The sequence below is a fragment of the Paenibacillus sp. 10L310 genome, from assembly GCF_056395745.1.
The window spans coordinates 190,371-205,595 of the sequence record NZ_JBFTKC010000006.1 but is presented as its reverse complement, the minus strand read 5'-3'; the positions used below and the strand labels follow the sequence as shown (position 1 = coordinate 205,595).

Genomic DNA, 15,225 nt, shown 5'->3' with positions numbered 1-15,225 from the left:
TCCGGGGTTTACCGCTCACCCACTACGAAGACTTCCGGTACCAGGTTAATACCGTTTTGAGATGATATAGTGCTCTGTATCTGCTGCATTAGGGTGATAACGTCCTCTGCTGTTGCTTGGTCTGTATTAACAATGAAATTGGCATGCATGGTGGATACCTGTGCGCCTCCCTGGGTCATTCCTTTCAGCCCTGCTGCTTCAATCAGGCGGGCTGCATGATCACCCGGTGGATTTCGGAATACACTACCTGCACATGCCATCTGCAGTGGCTGTGTGCGGCGCCGGCGGTCTTTGTAAGCCGCCATCGTTTCCGAAATGACGTTGCGCTCTCCATGCTGGAGTTCAAACGTAGCTTCCAGCACAATGCCTCTCCGATCATGCAGAACAGAGTGGCGGTAGGCAAAATCCATGTCCTCCTTGCTGTAACGCACCAATTCCCCTGTCTCCAGTACAATCTCAGCGAATTTGAATATCCGTGACACATCCGATCCATGCGCGCCTGCATTCATGTATACGGCTCCACCGACAGTGCCGGGGATACCGCTGCCGAATTCCAGACCGGTCCATTCCTTTTTGGCAGCAACCACGCTGAGTTTAACAAAAGAATGCGCCGCTCCGGCGGTTACACCGCCTTCGTGAAATTCGGCATAATCAAAGCCCTCGCCTGGTTTCACCACAACACCACGTATTCCTTTGTCCGACACCAGCATGTTTGAGCCCCGTCCAAGTTGCATCCACGGAATCTGATAAGTGTGAAGCAATTGAACGAGATTCATCATCTGCTCTTTATTCTCGGGAATGACCAGTGCATCCGCAGGACCGCCGATCTTCCATGTGGTGTATTTGGCTAGTGATTCGTTTTCAAGAACTCTGCCAACATTATTCTGGGATAGTAACGATATCCACTGAAGCATGTTTGCTTCCTCCTTTGCTTCAAAACCGATGAGCACGGTATGTTCTGTTGTTACAGACCGTGTTCTGGCGCCATGGAACGATGGTCACGATTTATACGGTATCTTATGTCAGCCCCGTCTTGTGTGTGACAATCGCCCACAATCGCACTTTATCGGCGTGTAGCAAGACGCTGAATTTCATGAACAAGCACTTCAGCTGCATCGGGTTTCCCCAGTTTCCGGGATGCTTCAGCCATTCGTTTGCGTCCCGATTCATCATTCATAATCTTGGCGATGGCTTCATACAGGACTTTGCCTGTAAGATCCTTCTCCAGCATCGTGAGTGATGCGCCTCCACCTTCAAGCGTGCGAGCATTGGCTTCCTGATGATTATTAGTCACGTTAGGTGACGGAATCAGAATCGAAGGAATACCCAGTGATGTAATCTCCGCAAGGAATGATGCACCTGCGCGGTTTACAATCAAGGATGTGCAGGCAAGCACCTCAGGCATATTATGCACGTAAGGCAGGACATGCAGGTGGTTTGGCATCGTACCCAATGAGCTACGAATGGCTTCACGCGTTTCATCAAAATAGGTATCCCCTGTAACGTAAACTACATGTACATCATCCAGTTGTTCCAGCAATGGAGCCATGTCCACCATGGCCTGATTGATTGCTTTTGCCCCGCGACTGCCACCAACCACAAGAACAACACGGCTGTTCATCGGTACACCTAACGTTGCAAAACCACGATCACGGCTAGCCTGGGCTACCGTAGTCGCTCGCGGATTACCGGTGTACATCACCTTTTTTGCGCCGGAAAACGATTTTTCAGAACCTTCAAAGCTAACGGCAACCGTGTCCACATAACGCATCAAAAATTTGTTCGTCAGACCAGGGATGGCGTTCTGTTCATGAATTATACTCGGAATCCCCAGTTTTGTTGCTGCATATACCACAGGTCCACATACATATCCACCTGTACCAATCACAACATCCGGTTTGAATTCCTTCAGCATTTTTTTGGACTTGCGTACACCTTGAATGAAACGCATGACCGTTTTCAGGTTGTCGATGGACAATTTCCGCCGAAAGCCCGTAATATCAATGGATTTAAAAGGAATATTTTCTTGGGGAACCAGTTTACTTTCCAGACCTCTGGTTCCTCCGATGTATAGAAATGTAGAGTCCGGGTTCTCCGCCTCGCATTGTCTTGCTATGGCAACGGCCGGATAGATATGTCCACCCGTACCGCCACCGCTTAGAACGACTCGCATCGCATAGTCACCTCGCATAACGGGATAAATTCACTAAAATGCCCAGTGCTGTGAGCATGAGGGTCAATGATGATCCGCCGTAACTGATCAGAGGCAATGTAATGCCCGTAACAGGCATCATGCCAATGACAACACCAATGTTAATAATGACCTGTACGGCGACCATACCTACGATACCAACACCAAGCAGACTGCCGAAGGCATCCGGAACGGTCATGGCTACACGCATCCCTCTCCACACCAGCACCAGAAACAACAATAATACAATCATTCCACCTATAAAGCCGAGTTCTTCGGCCAAAATACTAAAAATAAAGTCCGTTTGCGGTTCAGGTACATAACTGTACTTCTGCCGGCTCATACCCAGTCCCAATCCCGCCAGTCCACCAGGACCAATTGCGTATAAGGATTGAATGATCTGATATCCGGCACCCAGCGGATCGGACCACGGGTCCAAAAACGCTGTGATGCGCTGCAACCGATAGGGTGCTGCAGCAATCAAAGCTGCAAACCCCGCTACGCCGCCAAGAGCAAGCAAGCTCAGATGTTTCATTCGCGCTCCGGCTGTGAAAATAATAAGCATCGATGCGCCCATCATCACGGTGCCAGTCCCCAAATCAGGTTGCAACATAATAATCCCAAAAGCCAACCCGATCAATCCCAGCGGTGGCAGAAGCCCCGATGTGAAGGTTTTGATTTTACCCGGTTCCTTACTCAGCCAGTGAGCGAGAAACAGAATCATGCCCAGCTTCATGAATTCTGAGGGCTGAATACCAAACGAACCAATGCCCAGCCAACTTCGTGCACCACCGCGAACCACACCAATTCCAGGAATGAGCACCGCAATGAGCATAATAAAACAGGCAATCAATATAGGCTTGGCATATTTCCTCCACACCCGGTAGTCTACATTAGCAGTTACGAACATGGCCACAAGCCCAAGCACCGCAAACAGGGCCTGTCTTTTTACAAAATAAAATGAATCGCCATAGTCATGAAAGGCAAGCACCGAGCCCGCACTATATACCATAATAATGCCGATGGCAAGCAATGCCAAAATACAAATCAGCAACCAAATATCTGGTGCCGGTCGCGTCTGTTTCATCAGGAGGCCACCCCTTGCATGGAAGTAGGGGCTTTTCCACCCCCCTACTTACAAGTTATGCGCCGCCTCTTTAAAAATGCGTCCCCGCTCTTCATAGGAAGCAAACATGTCCCAACTTGCACATGCCGGGGATAACAAAACGACATCACCGGCACTGGCAAGCTTCGATGCTTCCTGCACAGCAACGGTTAACGTCCGGGCAGCGTCCTCCTCATTATCGACGACCTTAATTTGCTTTAATCCGGCAAGTTCCGCGACCTTGGCAATTTTTGTCCGTGTCTCGCCAATTGCAACGACAGCTTTTACCCGTTCCTGGAACAAGGGTAACAACTCCATCATGTCTGACCCGCGATCCAAACCTCCAGCAATTAATACGACCGGTTCCTTGAACGAATTCAGGGCCATAACCGTAGCTTTCGAATTGGTCGCTTTGGAGTTGTTGTAGTATGCAGAACCGTTATGCTGCAGGACATATTCAAGTCGGTGTTCAACTCCCTTGAAGTCTGCAAGCGGAGCAGCCAGCACCGCAGGATCAGCTCCTGCCGCTACGGCAATAGCCACAGCAGCCAGTGCATTTTCCACATTAAATCGCCCAGGAAGGCCAATGTCCTCAACGTCGATAATGATGTGGTGATCTTCGTTTTCATCCGCGTAAATTACCTGACGCTTCACATCATCCTCTTCTCCATCCACATAAGGAGGATCTGCATACACACCTGTATCCAATTTCTCTGTCACGGAGAAGGGGATCAATCTGCCTTTGATGTAAGGAATCAGACCACGACATACCGCATCATCCCAATTCAAGATGGCTACGTCGTCAGGCTGCTGATTGGCGAACAGTTTCGCTTTGGCAGCCACATAATCATCCATGTTCCCGTGATAATCCAGATGCGTCTCTGCAACGTTAAGCAAGCTGGCAATCTGAGGACGGAAATCAACCGTTCCTTTGAGCTGGAAACTGCTAAGCTCAACAACCATCCAGTTATCTGGAGAAGCTTGCTCTGCCGCTTCACAGAGAGGTGTTCCGATATTACCGGCAACGATCGGCTTGAGGCCAGCATGCTCCAACATTTTACCCACCCAAGTGGTGGTTGTTGTTTTGCCGTTGGATCCCGTAATCCCGATCATGGGTGCAGCACATAGATGATAAGCAACCTCTACTTCGGTCACCACTTCAATGCCCAATGCCAAAGCTTGCTGCACAGGAGCTGCATGGTATGGGATACCGGGGTTTTTGACAACCAGCTTCACACCAGTGTGAATCAGATCATCCGGATGCCCTCCGCATACAACAGAAATTCCCAAAGCCTCCAATTCGGAAGCTTCGGGACATTGATCTCTCTCTTTTTTATCATTTACTGTAACCTTCGCTCCAGCGCGATCCAGCACTTTGGCGACCTGTACGCCGCTTTTAGCCAATCCGAGCACAACGACTTGTTGTCCGCGATATGATTCAGGATGGTTCATGATCTACAACCCCTTGTTGAGATAAAGTCCAAGAGCGGCCAAAATTGCGCCTACCGCCCAAAAGGTAATAACAACCCGCCATTCTGACCAACCACTTAATTCAAAGTGATGGTGAATGGGGCTCATTTTGAATACACGCTTGCCACGAGTCTTGAAAGATACCACTTGAATGATGACAGACAGGATCTCGATAACAAAAATACCGCCAATGATGACAAATAGAAGCTCTGTTTTGGTTACAATGGCTACCGCACCAATCGCACCGCCAATCCCCAGAGAACCGGTGTCTCCCATAAACACTTTGGCCGGATGTGCATTGTATACCAGAAAACCGAGTACGGCTCCGATCATCGCTGCTGCACACACTGCTGCCGGCATCGACGTGGCTTGCATCGCCACAATGGCAAACGCGCCAAAGGCAATCGCACTTACCCCTGATAGCAAACCATCCAAACCGTCAGTAAAGTTAACCGCATTGGTAATGGCAAGCATCATGAATACGACAAACGGATAATAGAACCATCCGGTCCAGTCAAACGAGAATGACGTTCCCGGAATAGAGATGGCTGTGCTGTGTCCATTCTGGATCAGCAAGAAACACATCACTGCACTGAAGAACAATTGGCCCAGCATTTTTTGTCTGGCCGTCAGTCCCAGCGAACGTTTGAACACAATTTTGATGTAATCATCCAGGAAGCCAATCAGCCCGAATCCCAGCGTAGCCACGAGCAAGACATAAAAGTCTGTATTCTTGACTGCCGAAAATTTCAAAAAGGCCAATGTGAACGCAACTAAAATGACGACTCCACCCATTGTAGGTGTTCCGCTTTTTTTCAAATGGCTCTGAGGCCCATCTTCCCTAACTTGCTGTCCGAATTTCATCCGGCGTAACAGCGGAATCAGGAGCGGTGCGGCAATCACCGCCAGAATAAATGAAACGCCGATTGTTAACAGTAATACCTGAAAATCCATGGGTTCACCCCTCTAGTCTACTCGATTCTGTAATGGTGCTATTAGTAGTGCTTCGACCACGTCTTCCAGCTTCATGCCTCTTGAGGCTTTGAACAAGACAACGTCTCTGGGATGTAGTTTCTCCAGTAGATAACGGGTCATTTCTTCTTTATCTATAAAAGCATGCACAGCCTCTGTAGGCATATGCTTGCTTGCTCCTTCAGCAATCTTGGCTGATAGCGGACCATATACCAGCACCATGTCCATTTTGGCCGATGTGATATACTCTCCGATTCCGTAATGCAGATCCTGCTCTTGGGGACCGAGTTCAAGCATATCACCAAGCACAGCCACTTTCATGCGGTATCCTTTCAGACCTTCTAGTACATCGATTGCGGCCTTCATGGAGGTTGGACTTGCATTGTATGCATCATTCAGCAGGGTTAGACCACTAACGCCTTGCGTAACCTCAATACGCATGCCTGTCAGTTTCAAGCGAGACAATCCCGCGGCAATCTGTTCCGTCGTCACTTTGAAATGACGGGCTACTGCCAAAGCAGCCAGACAGTTAACGACATTATGCGTTCCTAGCAGAGGTAGCGTAAATGCATGTTCTCCAGACTGTTTGGTGGTGAAAACTACCCCGTTCTGCGCATTCATAAGTCCGGTAGGATAGTCATCATTATCGGTTTGCAGACCAAATGTAAACCGCTGCAATCCATCGGGTTGTTTCGTTGCGGGCTCTTCAAGGACTTGTGCAATTAAAGGCTCGTCTCCGTTGTAGATCAGTAACCCGCCAGGCTTCAATCCCGCTACAATCTCGGCTTTGGCTCTGGCAATCTCCAGTCTGGACCCCAGCTGAAGCAGATGTGATTCACCAATATTGGTAATGACCGCTACATCAGGCTGCGCAATAACCGACAGATCGTTAATTTCCCCGCGACCACTCATACCCATCTCCAAAATGATAATCTCGGTATCCGGGTCCATGCTTAGTACAGTCAGTGGTAAACCAATGTGATTATTGAAGTTGCCTTGCGTCTTATGCACTTTAAACGTCGTCGAGAGAATGGCATCCACGATGTCCTTTGTTGTTGTCTTGCCGTTGCTGCCTGTAATGCCGACTACAGCCGCTTTATTCTCCGTTAGATAAGCAGATGCGAGTGCTTGCAGTGCGACAAGTGTGTCGTCAACAACAATGACAGCTCCTTGTGGCGGAATACCATGATCCTTTTGCCAGATCGTGCCTGCAGCCCCCTTCTCTAGACAGGCTTGCACAAATTCGTGTCCGTCAAACCTTTCACCCACTAGCGGGATAAATAAACTGCCTTCCAGAGGTTTACGCGAATCGGTAAACACCCCTTCGACCATTACATTGCCATGAGTAGCAACGTCACTTAATGTTCCTCCACACATCTCGGCCAATTGTGCCAATGTTCTTTTTATCAATTGGATTTGCCCCTTATCGCTTCTTTGGCTATGATTCGGTCATCAAAATCGGTTTTGGTTGTGCCGATAATCTGATAGGTCTCGTGACCCTTGCCCGCAATCAATACTACATCGGCTGGGCTTGCCATTTCAATAGCTTCATGAATCGCCTGGCGTCGATCCACAATCATCATATAACGTTCAGCAGGAACGGATTCTTCAATCAGGCCCTGTTCAATGTCTTTGAGAATCAGATCCGGATCTTCTGTCCGCGGATTATCGGAAGTAACCAGTACAAAATCACTATAATTCGCAGCAATTTTCCCCATGAGAGGACGTTTGGTACGGTCCCTGTCACCACCACAGCCAAACACGCAAATTACACGCCCTTCGGCAAATTCTTTCACCGTCCGCAACACATTCTCCAGTCCATCCGGTGTATGGGCATAATCGACAATAACAGCAAATGGCTGTCCTTCGTCCACTCCTTCAACACGTCCATCCACGCCTGGAACCGTCTCCAGACTGCGCTTGATCTCTTCCAACGGAATACCTTCCACCAGCGCTGCAGAGATGGCTGCCATTGCATTGTACACATTGAATTTCCCTACCATGCGCAAGCGAATATCTGTGTTGCCTGCAAATGTATCTACGTGGAAAGAAGTTCCCTGAGACGTGATTGAGATTTGGGATGCGCGTACATCCGCCTTTTCACCCATGCCATATGTAATCACTTCAGCCGCAGTCACAGAGATGAAATAATCCGCTGCCGGGTCATCTGCATTGATAACAGCGAATTTACGCTGTGAGACATCTTCCGTATAACCGTTACCTAGACGTGCAAAGAATAATCCTTTGGCCCCGCGATATTCCTCCATGGAATGGTGGTAGTCCAAATGATCCTGCGTCAGGTTAGTAAATACCGCAGTACGGAAATTTGTTCCCTTTACTCGCCCTTGTTCCAATGCGTGAGAAGAAACTTCCATAACACAGCAGTCCGTACCCTTCTGAACCATATCATGCAGACTACGCTGCAGATCAAGCGCCTCTGGTGTTGTTCCTGACATCGGGTAGGTGCGACCGTCATACCGCATTTGAATAGTACCGATCAATCCCGTCTTGCGTCCGTAATCACTCATGATTTTTTCAATCAAATAGGTGGTCGTTGTTTTTCCGTTCGTTCCCGTTACACCAATCATATTCATCTTCTGGCTTGGCGAGTCAAAAAAGAAATCTGCCAAAACAGCCATCGCAAATCGGCTATCCTTCACCAGCAATTGTGGTACAGGCAGATCCAGTTGCCGTTCAACCACTAATGCAACTGCACCGGCATTTACAGCTTTTTCTGCATAATCATGACCATCTACTGTATGTCCCGGAAGACAGATAAACAGATCACCCGGTTTTACCTGCCGGGAATCTGTCTGAAGGTTTTGGCATTCTGTATTTGATTCGCCCACGAGGCGGGCGGTGGTCAGCATCGATGCAAATTGTTTTAAAAGCACATGAATAACCTCACTTTTCCAATTATACTTCTGTTTTAACATATGTCTGTATTTATTAATATCGTCAATACAACCCTATAATGAAACGCACTTGAATGAATTTTGTTGCGCTAGAAGCTTCAAACTACCCCTAAGCCCCGTTATTCATCCTTTGTGTGATCATGTGCATCGTTCAGTACATTCCCCATATAAATGCGGATGGTTGATCCCTGATCTACCCTCGCCCCAGGTTTGGGTGCCTGATTAATCACGTATTTACCACTGCCAGACTTCGCCAGCATAAAATTCATGTTCAGGTCTTCGTACAGATCTTCAACAGTAGCTCCTGTCAGGTCTGGGACTGTCACGATTTTGGTTTCACCATACTTGTATTCTTTGGCGACCTGATCCTTCCGAACAGGGACATTCATATAATGCAAAGCATCTTCAAGGATGTTCTGCACAATCGGGGCGGCAACCACGCCTCCGAACTGAATTCCTTTGGGGTTATCAACTGCGGTATAGACCACAATCTGTGGATCATCTGCTGGTGCAAATCCGATAAAGGATACGATATGCTCGGTCGAGGAATAACGTCCGTTGATAACCTTCTGGGCTGTACCTGTTTTGCCACCGACCCGGTATCCATCAATGAATGCTGGACGCCCGGTACCTTTTGCAACAACACTCTCGAGTGCTTCACGTACTTGTTTGGATGTATTCTCCGAGATCACCTGACGAACCAGTTCCGGCTTGGCTTCTTCCATGACTTCTCCTGTGACCGGATGGACCCACGCTTTCGTAACATAAGGCTTGTAAAGTTTACCCCCATTGATGGCCGCTGACACAGCTGCTACTTGCTGGATGGGCGTTACGGATACACCTTGACCAAAAGCCGTCGTTGCAAGCTCGACAGGTCCCACTCTGGACAGTTTGAACAGAATTCCACTGGCTTCTCCGCTGAGGTCGATCCCTGTCTTGGTACCGAAACCAAAGTCTTTAATATAGGAGAAGAGCGATTCTTTGCCCAGCCTCTGCCCCAAAGCCACAAAGCCCGGGTTACATGAGTTCTCCACAACTTGCAAAAAGGTCTGACTTCCGTGGCCGCCCTTTTTCCAGCAACGCAGACGGGCTCCACCCACCTCAACATATCCGGGATCAAAAAATTGATCCTGTTGCAGATTGACCTTTTTCTCTTCAAGCGCTGCTGCCAAAGTAATGATCTTAAATGTTGAGCCCGGCTCGTAGGTCATCCAGATCGGTAAATTGCGATTGTATATCTCCGCTGGATATTGCTGATAATCGGCAGGTTCGTATCCCGGCCTGCTGGACATCCCCAAAATTTCACCCGTTTTGGGATTCATCGCTATGGCCAATGCTGAGTTCGCCTGGAACTTCACCATGGCCTGATCCAGTTCTCTCTCCATGATGGACTGAATGGATTTATCAATGGTCAGCTTGAGGTTAAGGCCGTCCTTCGGTTCCACATACTTCTCGGATGAGCCCGGCATTAGCCTTCCGGCCGCATCGGACAAGTAGGACACACTGCCATTCAAACCATTCAGCTTATCATCATACTTCTTCTCGACACCCGTTAAGCCCTGATTATCAATGCCCGTAAAACCAAGAATATGGGCAGCCAAATCATCATAAGGATAAAAACGTTTATTGTCTTCAGCAACAACGATACCCGGAAGCTTCAAATCACGGATGCGCTGAGCTTTCTCCATCGTAATTTTGCGGCCGCCGGGTTGTAGTCGTACAATGAGTTCTCGTTTCTTGATGGTTGCGAGCACTTTTTCTTCCGTCATCCCAAGCAATGGGGCCAGCGCTTTAGCCGTCGTTTCAGCTTCTTTAACCTGAGCCGGAATGGCCATAATGGTTGGTGTTGTCACATTATAGGCCAGAGAGGTTCCATTTCGATCCAGGATCTCCCCTCGCTTAGCTGAGTAAGGAATATTACGCCGCCAGGATTCTTCTGCTTTTGCTGACAATTCAGGGCCTTCCCCGAGCTGTACATAAGCAAGCCTGATCATCAGGGCCGAAAATAACAAAACTAAAATCATTAAACTCCATAGCAACCTGCGTCGCAGATTTACGCTTGATCCCTTCACGAAAAGATCCCCCCACTCGTCCCAAAATCATGACATTCGTTCCATTCATGAATATTCAGGACAACCGGGGGTTAGAACAAGCTGTCAGAGCTCTCTAAGGAAGCGTAGCTCCGTTTGTTGCTGGATCGTCAGAGGATTCGGATTCATTGGCAGGAGTCTTGTTGTTATCTGTTTCGTCTGTTTCGTCTGTTCCGTCGGTTTTACCTTCTCCGCCCGAAGGCTCTTGTTCCTTCACTTCAGCTTCTGACGACGGATCAGAAGAGATCGGAGCCTCATCGGCTATACCTGTCACTGCAGCTTTGGCAGTTTGCAAGTTCAACTGCACAGTTCTCTGCTCACCTGCGACCTGCTCGGTTTGCTTCACGACATAACCCTCGCCCTTGACCGTAACCCCCACTTTCATGAGAGAAAGTACTTCAAGGGCATCCCGGAGAGATTCACCTGTTAGATCGGGAATCTTCATCTTGCTGCTTTCTTCCGTTAGCAGATAGATTCGTTGGCCTGGATTCATAGAGGCGCCAGCAACCGGATACTGCCGAATTACATTATCACCTTGACCAAGTGTCACATAAGCAATACCTGCGCTTAGAAGCTGGCTTCTGGCCTGTTTGGCTGTCTTGCCACTCAAGTCAGGCGCCTTGGCTTGCACGACAGAGACTTCTTTTGACTTTTTGTCAGGAGTTTTGGCTGTATCTTTGGGTATCCCCATGTATTGAAGAGTCTGGCTGACAATCTTTTTGAACACCGGCGCAGCTGCGGTTCCTCCCCCAATGTTGGTTCCATCCGGTTGGTCAATGACAACAAGTATAGCAATCTTCGGATTATTCACAGGCGCGAATCCAATAAACGATACAACGTCTTTTGACTTGCTGTATGCTCCGTTAACAACCTTTCTTGCTGTACCTGTCTTACCAGCTACACGGTAACCTTCAATATAGGCGTTACGACCGGTACCAATCGTTTGGTCTGCAACCACTTGTTCCAGATAACCGCTCACCAGTTTGGAAGATTCCTTGGAAATCACCTGACGAACAACTTTAGGTTTGATGACTTCCGTTGTTCCATCATTCGGGTTCTTGATCTCCTTCACCAGATGTGGCTCCAGCAATTTGCCGCCGTTGGCAATCGCAGAGATGGCTGCGACCTGTTGAATTGGTGTTACCTGTACAAGACCGTGACCGTAAGCAGCAGTAGCAATCTCGGATTTGTAAACCAGTGGCTTGATCGGGGACGCTGCCTCATTTGGCAGATCAATACCCGTCTTTTTGCCGAAGCCGAATTCGTCTATGTAATGACGCAGACGTTCGCCGCCAAGCATGTTGTAACCCAAGTTAACAAAAGCAATGTTACTTGACCGTTTGACACCTTCGAGATACGAGATCCAACCATAGGAATGACCATTATCACTAATCGGGAAACCACCGATATACATGCGTTTGGATTCAAAACTTGCATTGGGATCGAAGAGTTTTTCTTCAACAGCCCCTGCTAGAGTAACTATTTTGAATGTACTACCTGGCTCATAGATGGATTGAGTAGCATGGTTGATAAAATTCTTTTGATCAGGTGTACTCCCATACGTATTCGGGTTAAAGGTTGGCCAGTTCGCCATCCCTAGAATCTCCATCGTGTTTGGGTCCGCGGCAATGACCGTCATGCTCAGTGGATTATACTTGGCAACGGCTTCTTTCATTGCATCCTCAATGTAGAACTGGATCGTATCATCGATGGTCAGCGTAAGGTTCTTACCGTTCTGAGGTGGCAGATAGTTATCCTGTGAATCCGGAAGTTTAATGCCTTTGGCATCCTTCTGATAATTCAAATATCCATCTGTACCTGTCAGTGCTTCATCATATGAGACTTCAAGTCCATTGACAGCTTTCCCATCACGGCTCATATATCCCAAGAGGTGAGAAGCAAGTGTTTCTTCAGGGTAAAAACGCTTCGACTCCTGAGCCATCACAATTGCATTACGCGCCTTATATTCATCTTGCAGTTCTTCACGCAATTCGTTGACTTGTGCCGCAAGTTCAGGACTTATTTTATAACCTTCACTGCGTACTTCACGTTGCTGATAGAAAATTCCATCTTTATTTTTGGCTGTTACCAGAGCACGCATCTCACTCTCATTTTTCCCTAGAAGGGTAGAGAGTTTCTCCGTGACAACATCCTGTATGCCAAGTTCATCGATCAAGAGGGGATTGACCGAGACCGTGTATGCAGGCGCATCGGTAGCCAAAATATTACCATTTCGATCCGTAATCGTTCCACGTGCAGCCTTAATCGTCTGTTCCCGCTCTACCAAACCGGCTGCCCGTTCCTGCCATACACCGCCATTCACAACTTGAATGAAAAAGATTCGGGTTACGAGTACAAGAAAAAAGAGGGTAATACATCCCCCTATAAGCAACGTGCGCATCTTTATTCTTTTTATCATCGGAACACCTCTTTACTTACTGCTTGCTGTATTCGAGGACGACTCAGTACCAGTTGATTTCGTACTTGTTGAGCGAGGTACATAAATGACATCCTTACCGGAAGCTTCAACGTAACCAAGTTGTTTTGCATTTTCGATGACCTGGTTGTTCAATGTTTCTTTTTCCACCTGTAGGTCTGCAATCGTCTTTTCATACCCCTTAATATCCGAAATAGTGGACTGCGCCTGCTTGTTCAGATCATAGATATGAGCATAACGAGACATCAAGGCTCCTCCAACAAGGATAACTGCAACCAGGGTAATCAGATACAAAATCTTCTCGCGTGCCGGAAGACCCGTACGACGGGTCACCACTTTGGTGGTTTCTTTGTATCGTTGCTGGGTCACACGTTCCTGGGACGCTTTTTCTTTTACAGCGAGATTACCACGTGTATATGCCATACTCCGATTCTCTCCTCCACTCTTGATCTACAATTTCTCGGCTACGCGCAGCTTGGCTGAACGAGCACGTGAATTTTCGGTCAATTCCGTTTCCGTTGGAATCAACGGTTTTCTGTTAACTAAACGCAGGGTCCCCTTGCCGCCGCATACACACAACGGAAAATCGGGTGGACATGTACATTTTTCCAGATAACTGCTGAAAATCTGTTTACATATCCGATCCTCAAGGGAGTGGAAGGTAATAACAGATACACGTCCTCCTGGTGCCAGACAACGAACAGCCTGATGTAAGCCTTCTTCAAAGGCACCCAACTCATCGTTGACGGCAATGCGTAATGCCTGGAAGCTGCGTTTGGCAGGATGTCCACCTGTACGGCGAGCTGCCGCCGGGATGCCTTCCTTGATCAGTTCCACGAGTTCACCTGTCGTCTCAATGGTAGATTGCGCTCGTTTTCCCACGATAACACGGGCAATTCTTCTCGAAAACTTCTCTTCACCATAGCGATACAAAATTCGAGCAATCTCTTCTTCTGGCCACTCATTCACAATCTCTTTGGCCGTCAGCATTGCATCCTGGTCCATTCGCATATCGAGCGGAGCATCGTGATTGTAGCTGAATCCACGTTCTCCTTCATCAAATTGCGGGGATGACACACCCAAGTCGTACAAAATACCGTCGACCTGTGGTGCACCATCCTTCATTGGTACATCCAGATCCTTGAGTACCTGTTCCAGATCTCGAAAATTGGTTTTCACCAATGTTACACGTTCTCCATAAGCCGCGAGCTTCTCGCGAGCATTATCCAAAGCCCAATCATCCTGATCAAGTGCGATCAGACGTCCCCCTGGACCGAGCTTGGAAGCAATCACGGAGCTATGTCCGCCACCGCCTAAAGTGCAGTCCACGTATATACCGTCCTGCTTGATGTTTAATCCCTCTGTTGCCTCTTCTTTGAGTACGGTTATGTGGTGAAACAACCTGCACCCCTCCTGACTTTATAAATCAAAATTAAAATCGACCAGCTTTTCGGCAATGTCGTTGAATGCTTCTTCGGATTGATTGAAATAACTCTCCCATATGCCTTTGCTCCAAATCTCCACCCGGTTCGACACGCCAAGAACAACACAATCCTTGTCCAGCTTGGCATACTCTCTTAAATTGCCCGGCAGATTTACCCTGCCCTGTTTGTCCAGTTCACATTCGGTTGCACCCGAGAAAAAAAAACGGGTAAACGCACGTGCATCAGATTTCATCAATGGCAGTGCTTTGAGCTTCTGTTCCATGACCCCCCACTCCTCCATGGGGTACACGAAAAGACACTGGTCCAAACCCCGTGTGACAACGAAAGACGGTCCCAGAGATTCGCGGAATTTAGCCGGAATGATAACCCGACCCTTATCATCAATGCTATGTTGGAACTCCCCCATAAACATTGGCCCACTCACTCCTCACCCGTTTCTCCCACTTTGCCCCACTTTCCACCACCTAAGCATAATAGATTCGCACAAAAAAATCAAAACCCTTCTTGCATGACTTGATTTTTTAATTTTTCAGCATAAAAAAACGTCCTTGATCCTGTCACTCAGGATCAAAGACGCTTCCCTTAAACGGGCAATCGTAT

At 48.1% G+C, this 15,225-nt stretch carries 12 protein-coding genes; all 12 read right to left on the bottom strand.

Annotated features, from left to right (window positions below):
* Nucleotides 1-8: 8 nt before the first annotated feature.
* Entirely contained in the window at nt 9-914 is a 906-nt protein-coding gene (gene murB / locus AC1DE7_RS16275) for a UDP-N-acetylmuramate dehydrogenase (protein WP_405157596.1), read from the bottom strand.
* A 149-nt stretch (nt 915-1,063) separates the two neighbouring features.
* The gene (murG, locus tag AC1DE7_RS16270) at nt 1,064-2,173 is read right to left on the bottom strand and encodes an undecaprenyldiphospho-muramoylpentapeptide beta-N-acetylglucosaminyltransferase (RefSeq protein ID WP_315372160.1); all 1,110 of its coding nucleotides are present in this window, start codon (nt 2,171-2,173) and stop codon (nt 1,064-1,066) included.
* Between the two features lie 7 nt (nt 2,174-2,180).
* Nucleotides 2,181-3,278 carry a stage V sporulation protein E gene (spoVE, locus tag AC1DE7_RS16265; protein ID WP_074095851.1) on the bottom strand — a complete coding sequence of 366 codons (1,098 nt, stop codon included), beginning with the start codon at nt 3,276-3,278 and terminating at the stop codon, nt 2,181-2,183.
* A 48-nt stretch (nt 3,279-3,326) separates the two neighbouring features.
* On the bottom strand, nt 3,327-4,748 hold the full coding sequence (gene murD / locus AC1DE7_RS16260) for a UDP-N-acetylmuramoyl-L-alanine--D-glutamate ligase (RefSeq protein ID WP_405157597.1): 1,422 nt from the start codon (nt 4,746-4,748) through the stop codon (nt 3,327-3,329).
* Between the two features lie 3 nt (nt 4,749-4,751).
* Nucleotides 4,752-5,720 carry a phospho-N-acetylmuramoyl-pentapeptide-transferase gene (mraY, locus tag AC1DE7_RS16255; RefSeq protein ID WP_047843751.1) on the bottom strand — a complete coding sequence of 323 codons (969 nt, stop codon included), beginning with the start codon at nt 5,718-5,720 and terminating at the stop codon, nt 4,752-4,754.
* Between the two features lie 12 nt (nt 5,721-5,732).
* Complete coding sequence (locus tag AC1DE7_RS16250) at nt 5,733-7,145, bottom strand: UDP-N-acetylmuramoyl-tripeptide--D-alanyl-D-alanine ligase (RefSeq protein ID WP_405159409.1); 1,413 nt, start codon at nt 7,143-7,145, stop codon at nt 5,733-5,735.
* Nucleotides 7,145-8,632, bottom strand: coding sequence for a UDP-N-acetylmuramoyl-L-alanyl-D-glutamate--2,6-diaminopimelate ligase (locus tag AC1DE7_RS16245; RefSeq protein WP_405157599.1), 1,488 nt, complete (start codon nt 8,630-8,632; stop codon nt 7,145-7,147). Before AC1DE7_RS16245 ends, AC1DE7_RS16250 begins: the two co-directional genes overlap by 1 nt.
* Nucleotides 8,633-8,772: 140 nt before the next feature.
* Nucleotides 8,773-10,725, bottom strand: coding sequence for a stage V sporulation protein D (locus tag AC1DE7_RS16240; protein ID WP_036614879.1), 1,953 nt, complete (start codon nt 10,723-10,725; stop codon nt 8,773-8,775).
* 94 nt (nt 10,726-10,819) lie between these two features.
* Complete coding sequence (locus tag AC1DE7_RS16235; protein WP_405157600.1) at nt 10,820-13,162, bottom strand: penicillin-binding transpeptidase domain-containing protein; 2,343 nt, start codon at nt 13,160-13,162, stop codon at nt 10,820-10,822.
* 12 nt (nt 13,163-13,174) lie between these two features.
* A complete protein-coding gene (locus tag AC1DE7_RS16230; protein WP_036674831.1) occupies nt 13,175-13,603 on the bottom strand; it encodes a hypothetical protein in 429 nt (142 codons plus the stop codon).
* Between the two features lie 27 nt (nt 13,604-13,630).
* On the bottom strand, nt 13,631-14,581 hold the full coding sequence (rsmH, locus tag AC1DE7_RS16225) for a 16S rRNA (cytosine(1402)-N(4))-methyltransferase RsmH (RefSeq protein WP_036614882.1): 951 nt from the start codon (nt 14,579-14,581) through the stop codon (nt 13,631-13,633).
* Between the two features lie 18 nt (nt 14,582-14,599).
* Nucleotides 14,600-15,037, bottom strand: a complete 438-nt coding sequence (gene mraZ / locus AC1DE7_RS16220) for a division/cell wall cluster transcriptional repressor MraZ (protein ID WP_017687291.1) — start codon at nt 15,035-15,037, stop codon at nt 14,600-14,602.
* Nucleotides 15,038-15,225 lie beyond the last annotated feature (188 nt).

What these genes read in the sequence shown, in the direction of transcription:
- murB (WP_405157596.1), bottom strand. Translation starts at nt 914, where the DNA reads ATGCTTCAGTGGATATCGTTACTATCCCAGAATAATGTTGGCAGAGTT.
- murG (WP_315372160.1), bottom strand. Translation starts at nt 2,173, where the DNA reads ATGCGAGTCGTTCTAAGCGGTGGCGGTACGGGTGGACATATCTATCCG.
- spoVE (WP_074095851.1), bottom strand. Translation starts at nt 3,278, where the DNA reads ATGAAACAGACGCGACCGGCACCAGATATTTGGTTGCTGATTTGTATT.
- murD (WP_405157597.1), bottom strand. Translation starts at nt 4,748, where the DNA reads ATGAACCATCCTGAATCATATCGCGGACAACAAGTCGTTGTGCTCGGA.
- mraY (WP_047843751.1), bottom strand. Translation starts at nt 5,720, where the DNA reads ATGGATTTTCAGGTATTACTGTTAACAATCGGCGTTTCATTTATTCTG.
- AC1DE7_RS16235 (WP_405157600.1), bottom strand. Translation starts at nt 13,162, where the DNA reads ATGATAAAAAGAATAAAGATGCGCACGTTGCTTATAGGGGGATGTATT.
- AC1DE7_RS16230 (WP_036674831.1), bottom strand. Translation starts at nt 13,603, where the DNA reads ATGGCATATACACGTGGTAATCTCGCTGTAAAAGAAAAAGCGTCCCAG.
- mraZ (WP_017687291.1), bottom strand. Translation starts at nt 15,037, where the DNA reads ATGTTTATGGGGGAGTTCCAACATAGCATTGATGATAAGGGTCGGGTT.